The following is a 15,472-nucleotide window of genomic DNA, read 5'->3' on the forward strand; positions in this document are numbered from 1 at the left end:
TCACGGCGCGCGAGCGTGATATCCATCCGCGCGACGAAACCGCCTATCGTTGCGTTTCGACACAACGGGAGATCGGGATCGCCAATGACGGACGCGCCGCAAGCCGACCGTCCTTGTGCCGGCTTACTTGCGGAAACGGTTGATCAGGTCGCGCGTGGCGCGCTGGGCTTCGGGGTTTGCCGGCTCTGCGGGCGCGGGCCGCTGGAAACGGTCGCGTCCGGCGCGTAGCGACGCTTCCTCGCGGAACAGGCCGGCGATCTCCGACTTGTTCACGCCGTTGTTGTAGAGGGGCGGTGGTGTCGCGGACATGTCCGGAGCGGAAATGCTTGGCCGTTGTTCGCCGACCTGCTGTTCGCCGAGCGGCTGCTTGACGCCCATTTTGCCCAGGACTTCTTCTTCGACGCCGTCGCTGGTGCCACGCGGATAACGCATCTTGTGGATGACGTCGGCGACATTGACATCCGCGCCGCCGGCCTGGACCGACGCCTGCTCGTCGTAGAGATGGTTGCCCGGTAGCCGTTCGGCGCGCACCGTCTCGAACATCATGCGCATCGGCGTCGACACGCCCTGACCGAAGGCGATCGCCTCGCGGTTGGAGAGCGAGGGCAGGAAGTTGATGGCGGACCGGGACGATCCGGCGATGGCCTTGCGCATGATCTCCTGGTCGCGCTCGTTGCCGAGGCGCATGGAGAAGAAGGTGTTGCACTGGGATAGAATGGTCTCGTCCAGTTCACCCGGGCGCTGTGTGATGATGGCGAGATAAACGCCGTATTTACGGCCTTCCTTGGCGATGCGGGCGATCGCCGAGCGCGTCGGCGCGAAGCCGGCGCTCGTGTCGGCGGGGATATAGCGGTGGGCTTCCTCGCAGACGACGAGGGTCTGGATTTTCGACTTCGACCAGATGGCGAGGTCGAAGGCGAGGCGGCACAGCACCGAGGCGACCGAGTTGACGACTTCCGAAGGCATGCCGCTCATCTGGAAGGCGGTGATCGGCCTGCCGTTGGCCGGCACGCGGAAGATCGTCGAGACGACGTCTGCGATATTGTCGTCGATGGTTTTGCGCACGAACATGAAGCGGTAGCGCGGATCGTTGGCGGCGGCGTCGATGCGATTCTTCAGCGCTTTCAGATGCGGCCGCTCGTTGCGTCCCTCAAGCATGCCGATGCGTTCTTCGATCAGGTTCATCAGGTCGGAGATGCGGTAGGGAACCGGCGTGTCCGAGGTGATCGAGGAGTTCTCGGGCGCCTTGCGAAGGCTTTGCTGGTCATTGCCCTTGAACTGCATCTTGGCGAGCGGAATGAGTTCGCGTAGCGCGTCGACCTCTTCCGGGATGGCCGGCCTGCCGCGGAACAGAACCTCTGCGAACTCTTCCAGGCGGAACATCCAGAAGGGCAGGTCGAGATCGGTGTCGTTGATGGTGATCGCGAGATCCGGGAAGGCGCAGGAGAATTCGTTGTGCGGATCGAGAATGAGGATACGCACGTCAGGACGCGCCTCGACGATCTTGCGCAGCAACAGCGTCACGGCGGTCGACTTGCCGACGCCGGTGGTGCCGACCACGGCGAAGTGGCGCGAAATCAGGCTGTCGATGGAAATCAGCGCGGGGATTTCCGCGCTCTGCGACAGGTGGCCGACCGGAATGGCGCGCGCGTCCTCGTTTTCGTAGATGGCGGCCAGATCATCGGTCCGGATCCGGTGGGCGACCGCGCCGAGATGCGGATAGGTGGCAATGCCGCCGGAAAAGGCGATCTTGCCGTCGTCATCCTCGGTGATCTCGCCGACGAGTTCGACGTGAATGTGGATGTTGTTTTCGCCGTCGCGGTTCCAGCGGTCTCCGTCCGCGCCGGTGTCGACCTTGTAGAGCATGCCGACGATGCGGTTGCGCCCGACCTGGATCGAGATCAGCTGGCCGACCGACCAATAGTCGATATTGGCGCTTTCGCCGGCGCCGACCGATGCGGCGATAACTGCCTGGGTGCCGTCACAAGAGACGACGAAACCTTCGGTGCGATTGCGCTGGTCTTCCTGCGTTCCCGCTGCAGTTGCGGGTACGGTACTTGCGTGCATATCCATCATTCCGCTCGATCCCGGCATTTTGCTCGCTTTATTCTGGACAGGCGAAGTTAAGGAAAGACTACGGATTTGTGCGTACTTGACGCGATCGCGGACCGGTCATATTGTCCGCAGCCATGACGATGACCCTTATCGTAGTACGGCCGCGCATGGGCAGGGCGATTTAATCGCCCGGCAATTGCACCCATGCGCGGAAAACACGAGGCCCTGACGGGGCCTTTTTTATTGCACCTCTCCTCCAAACACATCATTAGGTCTCAGGCACGACAAGGGCATACGAGACGCCGAAGACGGGAATACAATCATGAACGCGAACGCGAACGCAAAGGCGAGCGACAAACGGGAAATGACCGGCGCCGAAATGGTGATCCAGGCGCTGAAGGACAACGAGGTCGAACACATCTTCGGCTATCCCGGCGGCGCCGTCCTTCCGATCTATGACGAAATCTTCCAGCAGGACGACGTCCAGCACATCCTGGTGCGCCACGAGCAGGGCGCCGGCCACGCTGCGGAAGGCTACGCACGCTCCACCGGCAAGCCCGGCGTGATGCTGGTGACCTCCGGTCCGGGCGCCACCAATGCGGTGACGCCGCTGCAGGACGCCTTGATGGATTCCATTCCGCTGGTCTGCATCACCGGGCAGGTGCCGACCTCGCTGATCGGCTCCGACGCCTTCCAGGAATGCGACACCGTCGGCATCACCCGGCCCTGCACCAAGCACAACTGGCTGGTCAAGGACGTCAACGACCTGGCGCGCGTCCTGCACGAGGCGTTTCGCGTCGCGACGACCGGGCGTCCCGGTCCCGTCGTGGTCGACATCCCCAAGGACGTCCAGTTCGCCAAGGGCATCTATCACGCGCCCGACGCCACGAAGATGCGGCTCTCCTACCAGCCGAGGCTGTCCGGCGACGAGGAACTGATCAAGGACGCAGTCGACCTGCTGATGTCGGCGAAGCGGCCGGTGATCTATTCGGGCGGCGGCGTGATCAATTCCGGGCCGGAGGCAAGCCGGCTGCTGCGCGAGCTGGTCGACCTGACCGGCTTCCCGATTACCTCGACGCTGATGGGGCTGGGCGCCTATCCGGCCAGCGGCAAGAACTGGCTCGGCATGCTGGGCATGCACGGGACCTACGAGGCCAACATGACGATGCATGACTGCGACGTCATGATCAATATCGGCGCGCGCTTCGACGACCGCATCACCGGCCGGCTCGACAAGTTCGCGCCGCGCGCCAAGAAGATCCACATCGACATCGATCCGTCCTCGATCAACAAGGTGGTGCATGTCGATGTCGGCATCATCGGCGATGTCGGCCGTGTCCTGGAGGATCTGGTGCGCATCTGGCGCGCCTCCGGCGGCACGCAGGACAAGCCGGCACTGGCAGAGTGGTGGCAGCAGATCGGCAAGTGGAGGGCGCGCAACTCGCTCGCCTACAAGCCGAACAAAGACGTTATCATGCCGCAATATGCGATCCAGCGACTCTACGACGCGTCGAAGCGGTCCGGCAAGGAGACGTTCATTACCACCGAAGTCGGCCAGCACCAGATGTGGGCGGCGCAGTTCTTCGGTTTCGAGAAGCCGAACCGCTGGATGACCTCCGGCGGTCTGGGCACGATGGGCTATGGCCTGCCGGCGGCGCTCGGCGTGCAGATCGCGCATCCCGACGCGCTGGTCGTCGACATTGCCGGCGACGCCTCGGTGCAGATGACGATTCAGGAGATGTCGGCGGCGGTGCAGCACAATGCGCCGATCAAGATCTTCATCCTGAACAACCAGTATATGGGCATGGTGCGGCAGTGGCAGCAGCTGCTGCACGGCAACCGGCTGTCGCACTCCTACACGGAAGCGATGCCGGACTTCGTTAAGCTCGCCGAAGCCTATGGCTGCGTCGGCATCCGTGCGGAGAAGCCGGACGAACTGGACGATGCGCTCGACCAGATGATCGCCACCGACAAGCCGGTGATCTTCGACTGCCGGGTGGCCAATCTCGCCAACTGTTTCCCGATGATCCCGTCGGGCAAGGCGCATAACGAGATGCTGCTGCCCGACGAGGCAACGGACGAAGCGGTCGCCAACGCGATCGGCGCGGAAGGAAAGGCGCTCGTCTGAGCGCCTTCCATTCGCCATGCAGAAAAACCCGCCCGGCCTCCTCGACTACTCGCTGCTGACGGCGCTCGCGCTGTTGTGGGGCAGCTCGTTCCTGTTGTCGAAGGTGGCCGTGGCCGAGGTAACGCCGATCACCATCACGCTGATCCGGCAGACGATCGCGGTTGTTCTGCTGTTCGTGTTCGCGGCGTTCGCGCAGCGGTGGTTCCGGCCGAGCGCGCGCGAGCATGGCTTCATGGTGTTGTGCGCGCTGACCGGCACGGTGCTGCCGTTCACGCTGATCAACTGGGGCGTCGAGGTCATCGACAGCGGGCTGGCGGCGATCCTAATGGGCTTCATGCCGCTGACCGTGCTGGTGCTCGCGCATTTCATCACCCATGACGAGAAGATGAGCCTGCCGCGGCTCGCCGGCGTCATGCTCGGGCTGAGCGGGCTCGCGATCCTGTTCTGGCCGCAGTTGCAGGCGGGTTTCGGTCAGGACCTGATCCGCCAGCTCGCGGTGCTCGGCGCAGCCGTCGCCTATGCGGTTAACGCGCTGTCGACCAAGCAGCTGGTCGGCCGGCCGCCGCTGGCGCTGATGGCCTATATCACCGCCTGGACGCTGGTGATCCTGGTGCCGGCGGCATTCCTGTTCGAGGCGCCGCTGTCGATCCATCCGTCGCCGCGCGTCGCGATGGCGCTGGCCGCGCTCGGGATCCTGCCGTCGGCCGCCGGGGCGTTGTTCATGGTGGCGCTCATCCGCCGCCAGGGCGCGACCTTCTTCGGTCAGATCAACCTGCTGGTGCCGGTAGCGGGCGTCGTGCTCGCCGTCATCTTCCTCGGCGAAAGACCGGGAGCGCATGCGCTGATCGCGCTCTGCGTCATTTTCTGCGGCCTGATGGCCGCGCGTATCAAACCCATTCGAAAGACATCCATCGCTCAGGGGAGCCATCCATGAACAAAGCGGCCAAGCAGCCGGCATCGGCCTATTTCATCGCCAAGGAAACCGAACGGCCCGAGACGCACACGCTGTCGGCCGTCGTCGACAACGAGCCGGGTGTCCTCGCCCGCGTGATCGGCCTGTTTTCCGGCCGCGGCTACAACATCGAAAGCCTGACGGTGTCGGAAACCGAGCACCAGAAGCATATCTCGCGCATCACCATCGTCACGCGCGGCACGCCGCATGTGCTCGAACAGATCAAGGCGCAGCTGGAGCGCATCGTGCCGGTGCACCGGGTCGTCGACCTGACGGTCACGGCGGAGGAACGCGGACACGAAAAGCCGCTCGAACGCGAACTGGCGCTGGTCAAGGTCGCCGGTACCGGCGACCACCGGGTCGAGGCGCTGCGGCTTGCCGACGCCTTCAAGGCGACGGTGATCGACGCCAATGTGGAACACTTCATTTTTGAGGTCACCGGCCGCACGTCGAAGATCGAGCAGTTCATCTCCATCATGGCGCCGCTCGGCCTCGTCGAGGTCTGCCGCACCGGCGTCGCCGCGATGAGCCGTGGCAAGGACGGGATGTGATCGCCGACAAGACCATCCGGCCGGAGGCGCCCGAGGGGGCGGTGCTGCTCGACGGGCATATCGACGTGCCCGCGGACCGCTTGGCGGCCGTCGGGAAAGCCCTGCCGGACCATGTCAGGCTCACGCATGGCGAGCCCGGCTGTCTCTATTTCAGCGTTACTCCGTGTGCGGATGTTCCGGGGCGGTTGCTCGTTTCGGAAATCTTTACCGACCAGGCGGCGTTCGAGGCGCATCAGGCGCGCGCCGCAGCTTCCGCATGGGCGGAGGTGACGCGCGACATTCCGCGCCAATACGAGATCCGGACGGCTTAGCCCGGATCGTCAGACGCCGAGGGAATCCTCCGCGTAGAAGGTGTTGAGGATGCTGACGCGCGGCCGGCCGGGTTCGGTGCAGATCGCTGGACGGCCGTGCCAGCTGGTCTTCAGGACACTGTGGTTGGGCTTGAGCACGACGAAGGCGTAACCGACATTGGGCAGGAAGGGGAACGTCTTCGCCGGTTCCAGAAACCAGGACCCGGCCCGGAATATCCCCTTGGGCGACAGCCGGTAGAGCGTCGTGCCCATATCGGCCCGGGTCTCGTCGCGCGGCAGGTAGAGCTGCATCGTGACAACCTTCTTTCGCGTGTCGGGATGCGGCTTGATCCGGTAGCCGTCGAGGTCCTTGTAGAGCACAGGCTTGGCGTAGAGGCCGAGGTCGTCCGGGCTCTTGCGGCCGTCTCCGCGCCGCCGGATCTCAAGTCCCTCGGCGAGCTTCGTGCGGATCGCGCGTTCGAGTTCCGGCGACTGCAGAACCGCGGAAACCTTGCGCCAGCGTCCGTCGGGTTCCGGATCGATCGCGTCGACATGGCCGTCATAAATGCGGGCCAGGAAACGGGTCCTTTCGTTGTTCAACTGTTCGAACGCCGCATCGCCGGGCAGATTGTCGAGCAGGTCGCGATAGAAATCCCCGGGGAAGAACTCGCGAAAGAAAATATGCGGGAAGGGCGCAGAGAAGACTTCGGCGGCCTCGATGCTGGCCGTGGCATGGGCGATGAGATCGGGTAATTCGGCGCTCACAGGAATACCATGCGGGTTTGGCCTTGCATGGCGATCAATCTACCGCCCGGCTTATCTGCCGGTAAAGCGGTTTCCGATAGAATCCGGCCGGTTGTCAATCCGTCCGGCGTCAGCTTGGAGACGTTCATCGTTTCACGGGCTCGATGAACGCCTCCAACTCTTTGTTTTCACACAATTCCGGACGGAAAACCGGTTTCCACTTTTCCTGGAATTGCTCTATGGTCCGGCCGCATCTGTCAGGCGAGTTCCCCGCGCAATGACTTTCACGACGCTTTCATGGCTGTTCGCGGCCGCCGTCACGATCCACAATCTGGAAGAGGCGATCTGGCTGCCGCGCTGGGCGGCGAATGCGGGCCGCTACCACGTCCCGGTTTCGGCGCGCCAGTTCCGTTTCGCCGTCCTCGTGCTGACCGTCGCCGCCTGGGTCGTTGTCATGTGGTCGGAACTGGGAAGCCGGTTCGCCGATTATCTCCTTTCCGGCTATGCGCTGGCGATGCTGGTCAATGTCGTATTTCCGCATCTTGCCGCGACGTTCGGCCTGCGTCGCTATGCGCCGGGAACGGCGACGGCGGTGCTGTTCAATCTTCCGGTGACGGCGCTGCTGCTCCAGCAGGCCTTCGCGGAAGGGCGGATCGAACCCAATACGTTCCTCTGGGCAGGCCCCCTGACCGCCATCGTGATCGCGATGTCGATCCCGGTGCTTTTCGCCGCCGGCGGCGCGGCGCCTCCCGGTCCCGACACCTGACAGACCAGGCGTTTCGGCGAATGTGCCGCGGAGGTGAATCCCACGTGGCGGAGCGCGAACGAATCCGGTACACGGATCGCCATGAAATTCTCTCCACAACAGGATGAAGCGCTGCAGGCCGTCTCGCGCTGGCTCAAGACGGGTGACAGGCAATTGTTCCGGCTGTTCGGCTATGCCGGCACCGGCAAGACGACGCTGGCGCGCCACTTCGCCGAACATGTCGATGGGCATGTACAATTCGCCGCCTTCACCGGCAAGGCGGCGCAGGTGCTCAGGGCGAAGGGCGCGTCGAACGCCAAGACGATCCACTCGCTGATCTACCGGCCGCGCGGCGAGGAAGCGGTGGAGAACGAGACCACCGGCAAGACGTCGATGGCGCCGACCTTTTCGCTCAACAGGCAGAGCGACATCGCCAAGGCGAAGCTGGTCATCGTCGACGAATGTTCGATGGTCGACGAAAATCTCGGGCGCGACCTGATGAGCTTCGGCACGCCGATCCTGGTGCTGGGCGATCCGGGCCAGTTGCCGCCGATTTCGGGCGGCGGTTTCTTCACCGAGGCGGATCCGGATTTCCTGCTGACGGAAATCCACCGCCAGGCGGCGGAAAATCCGATCATCCGGCTGGCGATGGATGTGCGCGCCGGCAAGGAGATCATGTATGGCGACTACGGCACGACGCAGATCATCCCGAAAAACGAAGTCGATGCCGACCTCGTGCTCGCCGCCGACCAGGTGCTTGTCGGCATCAACAGGACGCGGCGGCGCTACAATCAGCGATTGCGCGAACTGAAGGGCTTTACGGCGACCTATCCGCAGGCGGGCGACAAGCTGGTGTGTCTGCGCAACGATCCTGCCAAGGGGCTTCTCAACGGGTCGCTGTGGAAGGTCATGACGGCGTCGAAGGAGACGGTGAAGCCGGGCATCAACCTGCTGGTTTCGCCGGATGACGGCGATACGGACAGGGGCGTCGCCAAGATCAAGCTTCTGAAAGCGGCGTTCGATTCTCCGGACGACGACATCCCCTGGCAGACCAAGAAACGCTATGACGACTTCGATTTCGGTTACGCGCTGACCGTACACAAGGCGCAGGGCTCGCAGTGGGACAACGTTGTGCTTTTCGACGAGAGCTATGCTTTTCGCGACATGCGCAGCCGCTGGCTTTACACGGCGATCACACGCGCCGCGAATACCCTTACCGTCGTTAAGTAATTGACAATATTTCAGACGTCATAAATGCGTGATAAGTATAATTGTTAGTATAACAGGAAAATCGTGACATATTTTGCCGCCTTTCCCGCACTAATGTTGCAGGTTTCCGCCTCCGGGGGCTCGCCATTGGTCGCAGACACGGCCCCGGGCCTTTTGTCGTCCAGCTATTTCAGCGTCGATTTCCTCGTGCAGGCCGGCATCGTCTGGGGCGCGCTGATCGCGGTCTATGTCGCCATTTTCGCTTTCCGCCGGCGCGGCAAGCACGAGAAACAAGGTTTTTCCGACATCTACCAGAAAGAGCTGGACGCCATTCGCAAGGGCGGCAAGGACTAGGTCCTGACCCTAGGCGGGCTGCGCCGCCGACCTGATTTCGAACAGCACCGCGGTCGCGTCGTCGCTTGGCTTCATGCGCGGATAGATCAGGCCGTCGGGATCCTCCAGTGTCTCGATCTCGCGCAGATGCGCGCCCAGCGGGGCGAGGCCCTCGCGTTTCGCCATATCGATCATTTCGTCGGGCTCGTAGCGGCCGTAATTCGTCGCCAGCGCCGCGAAGCCGTCGGAGCACAGGAGCCCTGTCAGCGGAAATTGCGCGGGAAGCGGCGCCGAGACGAGATAGTCGGCGGCCTCGGGGGCCGCGCCCAGCGTCCAGATTCCGCTTTTCGGGGAATTATATGTCGATCGCAACGCGCGTTCGCGGGCCATGAGCGTGGGTTCGTCGACGAGGCGCGGCAGTTTTGAAAGACCGCCGCTCTTTTCGATCGCTTCGCGTGCCGCAGCTTTCTCGATGCCGGCAATGTCCGGCAGGGCGGAATGCGCAGACGTCTCGCCGGCGCCGTCGCGCAGAAACAGGGTGCAGTCGCCGAGGCCGTGGGTGACGACGGCGTCGCCCTCGATATGCACCATCTGGAAGCCCGCGACAGGCAGGTTCCAGGCCGGCATGTCGCGGCCGTTGGCGGCGAAGGTGACGATCCGGCGCGCCAGCGCGTTGGTCGAGCGCACGATGTCCGCGATCGCGCGGCCGGGCGCGATCGTCTCCTCGAAATGGACCTTGGCGAAGGTGGCGAGCCACGCGGCGTCGCTGTCGTGGCGTCCGACGACGAAATCGGGGCCGAGTCCGGTCGCGCCGTCGATGACGAAGGCGCAATGGGCGGTCCATCCCATCTGGTCCTCGTTGCGGCGGTCCCCGGAGCCCGGCAGGCTCAGCGAATCGATGATCGAAAGCGTCAACATGGCGCCCGTAAATCGCGCCTTTGTTTCAGGTGTTTGACAGGCGGTTCCCGCGGGTCATTTTTCGTTGAGCCAGGCGAGGGCTTTTTCTTCCTCGCCACCGCCGAAAGTCCTCATCTCGACATGGAAGAGCGGATCGAAAAGCTCGACGAGGGAGCGGATCCATCCGGGCCCGCCGACGACGGCGTAGCGGCGGATGTGCTTCAATGAACGCGTCTTCGCGGCGCGCGTCGTATCCTCGAAGGCGGCGCGCCATTCGAAGCCGTCGAATTTTTCGAGGGTGACCATCAGATCGATGGTGCCGTGCCGGTCATAGGCGTCCATGAGGATCGCGTAGGTGTCGCGCACATCATCGGCATTGAGGCGGCCGACGACTTCGAAGGCGTAGAGATCATCACGGTCGGTGGCGAGCGGGCGGATGGAAGCGGCGGTGACTGTCTCGTTCATCGTTTCTCTCCGAAATGGCGCGGGCCTCGCGCGGCAGCGCGGTGCGGCCGGATGCAATCATGGCGGGCAAATGCAACGAATTGGAGGCGGCGGCGTTTCATTGCGGTACAAAACGGAGACGTCGATCATGCTCAAATGGATTCTCATCCTCCTCATCATCGCCGCCATCGCCAGCCTGCTCGGCTTTCACGGAGTCGCGGGAATGGCCGGAACGGCGGCCAGGGTCCTGATCTTCATCGTGCTCGTCGCGCTGGCGCTGATGCTGCTGTTCGGCCTGCTGGCCGTCGCCTAGCGGCGGACGCAATCGCAGGCACCGGCCCGGCGGCAAGGCTGCCGGGCCGTTCGAATGCGCTCAGGCGGAGAGGGTCACTTGACCTCGATATCCGTCCACATGCCGCCCATATAGTGCCCGGCGATGTTGCAGTAGAGGATATAGGAACCCGGTTTCAGGGTGACGGTCAGGGCGCCGGTGGCGCCGGGATCGAGTTCCGCCACCTCGCCAAGATGGCCGGCCGCTTCCTCGTCGACGCGGCCTTCGCTGTCGATATAGGGGAGTTTTTCGTCAGCCGACTTCAGCGGCGCGACGATCATCTCGTGAACGATGTCCTTGGAGTCGTTGGTGACCTGGAATGTCACCGGGCCCGCCGGCACCGATTTCGGCGTCGCGGTAATGCCCATATTGGCCTTGGACATGTCGCCGCCCATTCCGTGACCGAGCCCCGTCGCCATGTCCATGTCCGGCTTATCCCACAACGAGACAGAGACAGTGGTCGCGGCCGAGGCCGGGAACGCGGCCAGTAGCGATGCGGATGCGATGGCTGCAAAGACTGTTCTGCGTGTGATCTTCATGGAAAATTCTCCTTTTCCGTTTGTTGCGCGTCTGTCCGGCCGGGTTTTCCGAAGGTCTCCGAACCATCCGGCGCGACGGGAACGGACCGGCGCCGCGGAATGCGACACCGGTCCCTGGCGCCGCCTCCAGCCCCTGTCGGGCGGCCGGGCGGACGATAGGCGGGCGAAAATTACAAAGCGCTGACAGGATCCGGGCGAGGCAATGCCCGCGCGAAATTACGGGAGGCGGGTTCCAAATCACGCGCGGATGGACTAGGCGTCGATGCTCTGTTTCGAACCTGTGGCCGATCCCCATGCCTGCCAAGCTTTCTGTCAATCTCAATGCCATCGCCATGCTGCGCAATCGGCGCGACCTGCCGTGGCCGAGCGTCACCGGCCTCGGCCGTATCGCGCTCGCGGCCGGCGCGCACGGGCTGACCGTGCATCCGCGCCCCGACCAGCGCCATATCCGGTTTACCGACCTGCCGGAGATCCGCGCGCTGATCGACGACGAGTTCCCGCAGGCGGAGTTCAATATCGAGGGCTATCCGACCGGCGATTTCCTGGCGCTGGTCGAGGCGGCCGAGCCGGAGCAGGTGACGCTGGTTCCGGACGACCCGGAGCAGCCGACATCCGACCATGGCTGGGATTTCGTCGCCAATCGCGACATGCTCAAGGCCATCGTGACGCGGCTGAAACGGACCGGCGCGCGGCTGTCGCTGTTTTGCGATCCGGACGCAAGCGAGGAGCAGATCGAGGCGGCCAGGACCACCGGCGCCGACCGGGTGGAACTCTATACCGGGCCGTATGGCGCCTGTTACGACGATCCGGCGAAAGCGGCCGAGCAGATCGCGTTGCTTGGCAAGACCGCCGATGCGGCGCATGCGCTGGGGCTTGGCGTCAATGCCGGCCATGACCTGACGGTCGACAATCTGCCGGCTCTGGTCAAACGCGTTCCCGATCTCGCCGAGGTCTCGATCGGCCACGGCCTGACAGCGGACGCGCTGATCCACGGCATGGACGGCGCGGTGAGGCGGTTTCGGAGCGCCCTGGAGGCTCCCCGCTAGACCTTTCCGGTTTCGCGCGGCCGGACCAGATCGCCGCTTACCGCCTCGAACGTATCCTTCTTTGCCTGGCCTTCGATCGTGCTCGACTGGGCGCGCACCGAGTGGCTGATGCCGCAGAACTGGTTGCACTTGCGCATCCTGGTCCGGATGAACTCAGCCGTGTACCAGAAATCCTCCAGATCGCCGGGCCGTTCAAGTTTCCGGCCCGGAAACCCGGTCGAAAAGCACAGGCGGACGGTCCCGTAGTGATCGACCATCAGATTGCGGTCGAAGCTATTGCAGATGCGGTCGGTCGTGCCGTTCTGCGATGCCCAGCCTTTCTCGCGGTCGCGGGTGCGGGCGAGCGACCGGAAGTACATTGCGACATTTTCCTTCCAGACCGGATTGAGGCCGAGGTTGAAACGCTCGTCGCATCGGTCGATCAGCCGCGCCAGTTCCGCGGAGTCCAGTTCGCCTTCATTCTCGAAGAAGTCGTCGACAACGCCGCCGCGTCCGAAACTCGGCTGCACGAAATTCAGTTTCAGGTTGTCCGCGCCGATGTCGTTGAGCACGAAGTCGTAGAATTCCTCGACCAGGCGGTAGTTCGACCGGAAGATCAGCCCCATCACGACGATGCGGGAACGGGCTTGCCGATGGCGGTCGCGCGCTTCCGTCAGGAGGCGCAGGGCCTTCACGGCCTTGTCGAATGCCGTGCGCACGCCGCGCGTCGCGTTGTGGATGGCGGGATCGTGGCTGTTGAGCGAGACGGATATCTCGTGCGGGCCTTCCAGCACCATGCGGTCCGCCATGGCGGCATCGCGGATGCGGGTTCCGTTGACGACCGAGAGCACGCGCAGGCCATGCGCGCGCGCATCGCGGCACATGGCGAAATACTCCTTGAGGTCGAGCATCGGCTCGCCGCCGCAAATGACAAGCGAGCCGTGCGGGCTCATGCGCGCGAATTCCGCGATAATCTCCCGCTTGCGGTCCCGGGACAGGTAATTGGCGCGGTCCCGGTCGTCACGCAGCCAGAAATCGCAATGGGTGCATTTCAGGTTGCAGCGCTTGTTCACCTCCATGAACATGAAGCGCGGCGGCAGGAGGCCCGCCGGGGGCGGCGACGCGGTTTTTCCGGTCAGCCTCGCGAGAAAAGGAAAACTCATCATATTCTTCCGTGTCTCATGTCGCTGCATGCGGCTGCCCCGTTGCCTCCTGCCGCGGGGCCTTCTCGTCGCGACCCGGCAGGGTATCGGCAAGGCCGGGTAAAGGATCGGCGAAAGGGACGTCGACCTTCAGGGTGCGGGCGAAAACCGGATTTCCGGCCCTCCACCGACGCCAGCCAACATGCAGGCGATATGCGAACCGCCCGAATTCGCGAAAACGCGGATTCCATTCTATGTAGTAGCGCGGGATATCGAACAGATTTCCGCGCTTGACGCGCTCCTCCTCCAGGTCGCTGTCGGGGTTCGCGCCGCACCTGTCAGCCAGAAGCCGCTCCTGGATCGCTATGGCGGGAACAAACTGTTCGAGCGCTTCTCCGCGCGGCTTGGCGAATCCCAGGTCGAACACCCAATAGTCGGCCGGGACCATCATCGGGTAGTCGAGATCAAGCAGTTTTCGGGCGGCGGAGGCGGTCAGGAGATAGGCGGCGGCGCCCCAGTCGTACTGGCGCACCGGGTATAATGCGCCAAGGTCGCCATGGCTGCGTTTCGCGGCCCCGACCTTGAAACGCGGCGTCATGCGTTCCAGCCGCACGATGCCGATGGCGCTATCGGCGGCCAGGGAGGCTATGGTCTCGGCAAACCGCGAGGCGAGTATCACGTCATCCTCGAGGATCACGGCTACGGGCGCCCCGCTGTCGAGGAAGGTTTCGAGGGCGCGCCGGTGGCTCATCAGGCACGCGACTTCCGGGTTTGTCATCCGCCGATCCTTCGGCGATGCCTGATGGCGCTTCATGACGTCCGCAGGAATCGTGTCCGGGGTCACCGCATCGATCCGGATGCCGGTCAATCCAAGCGCCTGCAAACGCGTTTCCAGCCGCTCGCGACGGTCGGTGCGGCGGGCGAGGTTGATGAAGTAAACGGGCGGCATGGTCGGACCAGACATAGCGCCGTCTTATGGCCGCTCGCGAGGCAAGACAACCAGATAGGCTCAGAAATACTTGTTTACGCACGGTAGTTTGGCGCCGCGCATGCGGAGATCCCCGAAGTTCTTTCGAATTTCAACTCCGGCGCATGTGCCCGCCATTGTACTCAGAAGTGCTCGCCGGCCTTGAACGGGCCGACGCGCATGCTCGCTGCAACGAGATAGGCCGTCGACCAGCCGATCAGCAGAAAGCCGTTGACGCCTTCGAGACCCGCCAGCATGCGCCACTCCTGGCTGGTGATCACGTCGCCGTAACCGACCGTCGAGAAGGTGGCGGTCGCGAAGTAGAGGGCGGTTTCGAAATCGCCGAAGACGCCAAGCGCATAATAGCAGGCCGCCCACAGCCAGACCTCGATCGTCAGCACGGCGAAGATTCCGATCACGACCGTGTTCATGGCGAGCACGCGGCTGCGGTGGGCTTGCGGGCGAATCTTGTCGGTCAGCCAGTTCATGGCATGCGTCACCCAGATCAGCCCGAAGGTGTGGATGATGACCGTCGCCGAAATGATCAGCGTTCCGAGGGCGAGATTGGCGAACATGAGCGATCCATAACCGAGCCTTCGGCGGTGTCAATCGGCTCATGCGTCGCGGCTCGCAGAGGCTTCGCGGCGACGCAAAAAGGTTAACTCAGCGGAAAGAACCCGTTCACCATTTGCGTTTAGGCTTGTCGGATCGAATTCAAGGAGGCGGCAATGCTAAATCGCCTGTTCGCACGCAACGCGCCCGAGGACCGGGTCCAGGACGCGATCGATCACAGCAAGGACGCCGAGCAACGCGACGCCCTGCGCGAGCGCAGTGCGGTCATTCTCGACCGGCTGGAACGCAAGCGTGCCGAGTTGCGCCGGATCGAGCTGGAAGAACGCCAGGCGGCCAGGGAAGCGGCCGACCGTGCGGCGCTGGAAGCCGAAACCACCACCGAGGCCGCAGCCGCCATCGAGGCGACAGCCACAGCGGAAACGGGCATGGGTGCCGAAACCGCGCAGGCCGATATGGGCGCCGTCGAGGCGACGGCTCTGGAAGCGGCGGCCGCCGAAACGACAGCTGCCGGGGGCCTTGCCGCGCAAGCGGCGGGAACCGCTCGGGC

At 63.8% G+C, this 15,472-nt stretch carries 18 protein-coding genes; 10 read left to right on the forward strand and 8 right to left on the reverse strand.

All coding sequences use genetic code 11. The annotated features are described in order from the left end of the window. Positions 1–123 precede the first annotated feature (123 nt). On the reverse strand, positions 124–2,067 hold the full coding sequence (locus IG169_RS12705) for an ATP-binding protein (protein ID WP_246717343.1): 1,944 nt from the start codon (positions 2,065–2,067) through the stop codon (positions 124–126). A 310-nt stretch (positions 2,068–2,377) separates the two neighbouring features. On the opposite strand from IG169_RS12705, the gene IG169_RS12710 reads away from it, so the two are divergent. The 4 genes from IG169_RS12710 to IG169_RS24075 are packed head-to-tail and all read left to right on the forward strand — an operon-like array spanning position 2,378 to position 5,997. Next, the gene (locus IG169_RS12710; protein WP_193176577.1) at positions 2,378–4,183 is read left to right on the forward strand and encodes an acetolactate synthase 3 large subunit; all 1,806 of its coding nucleotides are present in this window, start codon (positions 2,378–2,380) and stop codon (positions 4,181–4,183) included. 16 nt (positions 4,184–4,199) lie between these two features. Then, positions 4,200–5,117: a DMT family transporter gene (locus IG169_RS12715; protein WP_193176578.1), complete on the forward strand. Its 918-nt coding sequence runs from the start codon at positions 4,200–4,202 to the stop codon at positions 5,115–5,117. Continuing rightward, positions 5,114–5,686 (forward strand): acetolactate synthase small subunit, encoded by a 573-nt coding sequence (gene ilvN / locus IG169_RS12720; RefSeq protein ID WP_193176579.1) that lies wholly within the window; start codon positions 5,114–5,116, stop codon positions 5,684–5,686. Before IG169_RS12715 ends, ilvN begins: the two co-directional genes overlap by 4 nt. Then, positions 5,683–5,997, forward strand: a complete 315-nt coding sequence (locus IG169_RS24075; RefSeq protein ID WP_343225648.1) for a putative quinol monooxygenase — start codon at positions 5,683–5,685, stop codon at positions 5,995–5,997. Before ilvN ends, IG169_RS24075 begins: the two co-directional genes overlap by 4 nt. 9 nt (positions 5,998–6,006) lie before the next feature. Here the strand turns inward: IG169_RS24075 and IG169_RS12730 are convergent, their stop codons facing one another. Further along, entirely contained in the window at positions 6,007–6,741 is a 735-nt protein-coding gene (locus IG169_RS12730) for a hypothetical protein (RefSeq protein WP_210325986.1), read from the reverse strand. 256 nt (positions 6,742–6,997) lie between these two features. Between IG169_RS12730 and IG169_RS12735 the strand changes: the two genes are divergently transcribed. The 3 genes from IG169_RS12735 (at position 6,998) to IG169_RS12745 (ending at position 9,028) form a co-directional block, all read left to right on the forward strand. Beyond that, positions 6,998–7,486, forward strand: coding sequence for an HXXEE domain-containing protein (locus IG169_RS12735; protein WP_193176580.1), 489 nt, complete (start codon positions 6,998–7,000; stop codon positions 7,484–7,486). Positions 7,487–7,567: 81 nt separating this feature from the next. Then, positions 7,568–8,695: an ATP-dependent DNA helicase gene (locus IG169_RS12740; protein ID WP_193176581.1), complete on the forward strand. Its 1,128-nt coding sequence runs from the start codon at positions 7,568–7,570 to the stop codon at positions 8,693–8,695. A gap of 63 nt (positions 8,696–8,758) precedes the next feature. Beyond that, complete coding sequence (locus IG169_RS12745; protein ID WP_193176582.1) at positions 8,759–9,028, forward strand: hypothetical protein; 270 nt, start codon at positions 8,759–8,761, stop codon at positions 9,026–9,028. 9 nt (positions 9,029–9,037) lie between these two features. On the opposite strand, the gene IG169_RS12750 is transcribed toward IG169_RS12745, so the two are convergent. Both IG169_RS12750 and IG169_RS12755 read right to left on the reverse strand, forming a co-directional pair. Beyond that, positions 9,038–9,925, reverse strand: coding sequence for a hypothetical protein (locus tag IG169_RS12750; protein WP_193176583.1), 888 nt, complete (start codon positions 9,923–9,925; stop codon positions 9,038–9,040). Between the two features lie 54 nt (positions 9,926–9,979). Continuing rightward, entirely contained in the window at positions 9,980–10,369 is a 390-nt protein-coding gene (locus IG169_RS12755; protein ID WP_193176584.1) for a SpoIIAA family protein, read from the reverse strand. Positions 10,370–10,496: 127 nt separating this feature from the next. On the opposite strand from IG169_RS12755, the gene IG169_RS12760 reads away from it, so the two are divergent. Beyond that, positions 10,497–10,661, forward strand: coding sequence for a DUF1328 family protein (locus IG169_RS12760; RefSeq protein WP_193176585.1), 165 nt, complete (start codon positions 10,497–10,499; stop codon positions 10,659–10,661). 74 nt (positions 10,662–10,735) lie between these two features. Here the strand turns inward: IG169_RS12760 and IG169_RS12765 are convergent, their stop codons facing one another. Continuing rightward, positions 10,736–11,218 carry a sulfocyanin-like copper-binding protein gene (locus tag IG169_RS12765; protein ID WP_246717344.1) on the reverse strand — a complete coding sequence of 161 codons (483 nt, stop codon included), beginning with the start codon at positions 11,216–11,218 and terminating at the stop codon, positions 10,736–10,738. Between the two features lie 293 nt (positions 11,219–11,511). On the opposite strand from IG169_RS12765, the gene IG169_RS12770 reads away from it, so the two are divergent. Continuing rightward, on the forward strand, positions 11,512–12,264 hold the full coding sequence (locus IG169_RS12770; protein WP_193176586.1) for a pyridoxine 5'-phosphate synthase: 753 nt from the start codon (positions 11,512–11,514) through the stop codon (positions 12,262–12,264). Here the strand turns inward: IG169_RS12770 and IG169_RS12775 are convergent. The 3 genes from IG169_RS12775 to IG169_RS12785 form a co-directional block, all read right to left on the reverse strand. Continuing rightward, the gene (locus IG169_RS12775) at positions 12,261–13,406 is read right to left on the reverse strand and encodes a radical SAM protein (protein ID WP_246717345.1); all 1,146 of its coding nucleotides are present in this window, start codon (positions 13,404–13,406) and stop codon (positions 12,261–12,263) included. The genes IG169_RS12770 and IG169_RS12775 overlap by 4 nt on opposite strands. A gap of 16 nt (positions 13,407–13,422) precedes the next feature. Next, the gene (locus IG169_RS12780; protein ID WP_193176588.1) at positions 13,423–14,349 is read right to left on the reverse strand and encodes a glycosyltransferase family 25 protein; all 927 of its coding nucleotides are present in this window, start codon (positions 14,347–14,349) and stop codon (positions 13,423–13,425) included. Positions 14,350–14,495: 146 nt separating this feature from the next. Then, positions 14,496–14,927, reverse strand: a complete 432-nt coding sequence (locus IG169_RS12785) for a potassium channel family protein (RefSeq protein ID WP_193176589.1) — start codon at positions 14,925–14,927, stop codon at positions 14,496–14,498. A gap of 153 nt (positions 14,928–15,080) precedes the next feature. Here IG169_RS12785 and IG169_RS12790 point away from each other — a divergent pair. Next, positions 15,081–15,472, forward strand: a 392-nt coding sequence (locus IG169_RS12790) for a hypothetical protein (protein ID WP_210325987.1), incomplete at its 3' end; no start/stop codon positions are given.

Source organism: Oricola nitratireducens (assembly GCF_014904745.1).
GTDB classification, from domain to species: Bacteria; Pseudomonadota; Alphaproteobacteria; order Rhizobiales; family Rhizobiaceae; genus Oricola; species Oricola nitratireducens.

What these genes read in the sequence shown, in the direction of transcription:
- IG169_RS12705 (WP_246717343.1), bottom strand. Translation starts at nt 2,067, where the DNA reads ATGCACGCAAGTACCGTACCCGCAACTGCAGCGGGAACGCAGGAAGAC.
- IG169_RS12710 (WP_193176577.1), top strand. Translation starts at nt 2,378, where the DNA reads ATGAACGCGAACGCGAACGCAAAGGCGAGCGACAAACGGGAAATGACC.
- IG169_RS12715 (WP_193176578.1), top strand. Translation starts at nt 4,200, where the DNA reads ATGCAGAAAAACCCGCCCGGCCTCCTCGACTACTCGCTGCTGACGGCG.
- ilvN (WP_193176579.1), top strand. Translation starts at nt 5,114, where the DNA reads ATGAACAAAGCGGCCAAGCAGCCGGCATCGGCCTATTTCATCGCCAAG.
- IG169_RS12735 (WP_193176580.1), top strand. Translation starts at nt 6,998, where the DNA reads ATGACTTTCACGACGCTTTCATGGCTGTTCGCGGCCGCCGTCACGATC.
- IG169_RS12740 (WP_193176581.1), top strand. Translation starts at nt 7,568, where the DNA reads ATGAAATTCTCTCCACAACAGGATGAAGCGCTGCAGGCCGTCTCGCGC.
- IG169_RS12750 (WP_193176583.1), bottom strand. Translation starts at nt 9,925, where the DNA reads ATGTTGACGCTTTCGATCATCGATTCGCTGAGCCTGCCGGGCTCCGGG.
- IG169_RS12755 (WP_193176584.1), bottom strand. Translation starts at nt 10,369, where the DNA reads ATGAACGAGACAGTCACCGCCGCTTCCATCCGCCCGCTCGCCACCGAC.
- IG169_RS12760 (WP_193176585.1), top strand. Translation starts at nt 10,497, where the DNA reads ATGCTCAAATGGATTCTCATCCTCCTCATCATCGCCGCCATCGCCAGC.
- IG169_RS12765 (WP_246717344.1), bottom strand. Translation starts at nt 11,218, where the DNA reads ATGAAGATCACACGCAGAACAGTCTTTGCAGCCATCGCATCCGCATCG.
- IG169_RS12770 (WP_193176586.1), top strand. Translation starts at nt 11,512, where the DNA reads ATGCCTGCCAAGCTTTCTGTCAATCTCAATGCCATCGCCATGCTGCGC.
- IG169_RS12775 (WP_246717345.1), bottom strand. Translation starts at nt 13,406, where the DNA reads ATGAGTTTTCCTTTTCTCGCGAGGCTGACCGGAAAAACCGCGTCGCCG.
- IG169_RS12780 (WP_193176588.1), bottom strand. Translation starts at nt 14,349, where the DNA reads ATGTCTGGTCCGACCATGCCGCCCGTTTACTTCATCAACCTCGCCCGC.
- IG169_RS12785 (WP_193176589.1), bottom strand. Translation starts at nt 14,927, where the DNA reads ATGTTCGCCAATCTCGCCCTCGGAACGCTGATCATTTCGGCGACGGTC.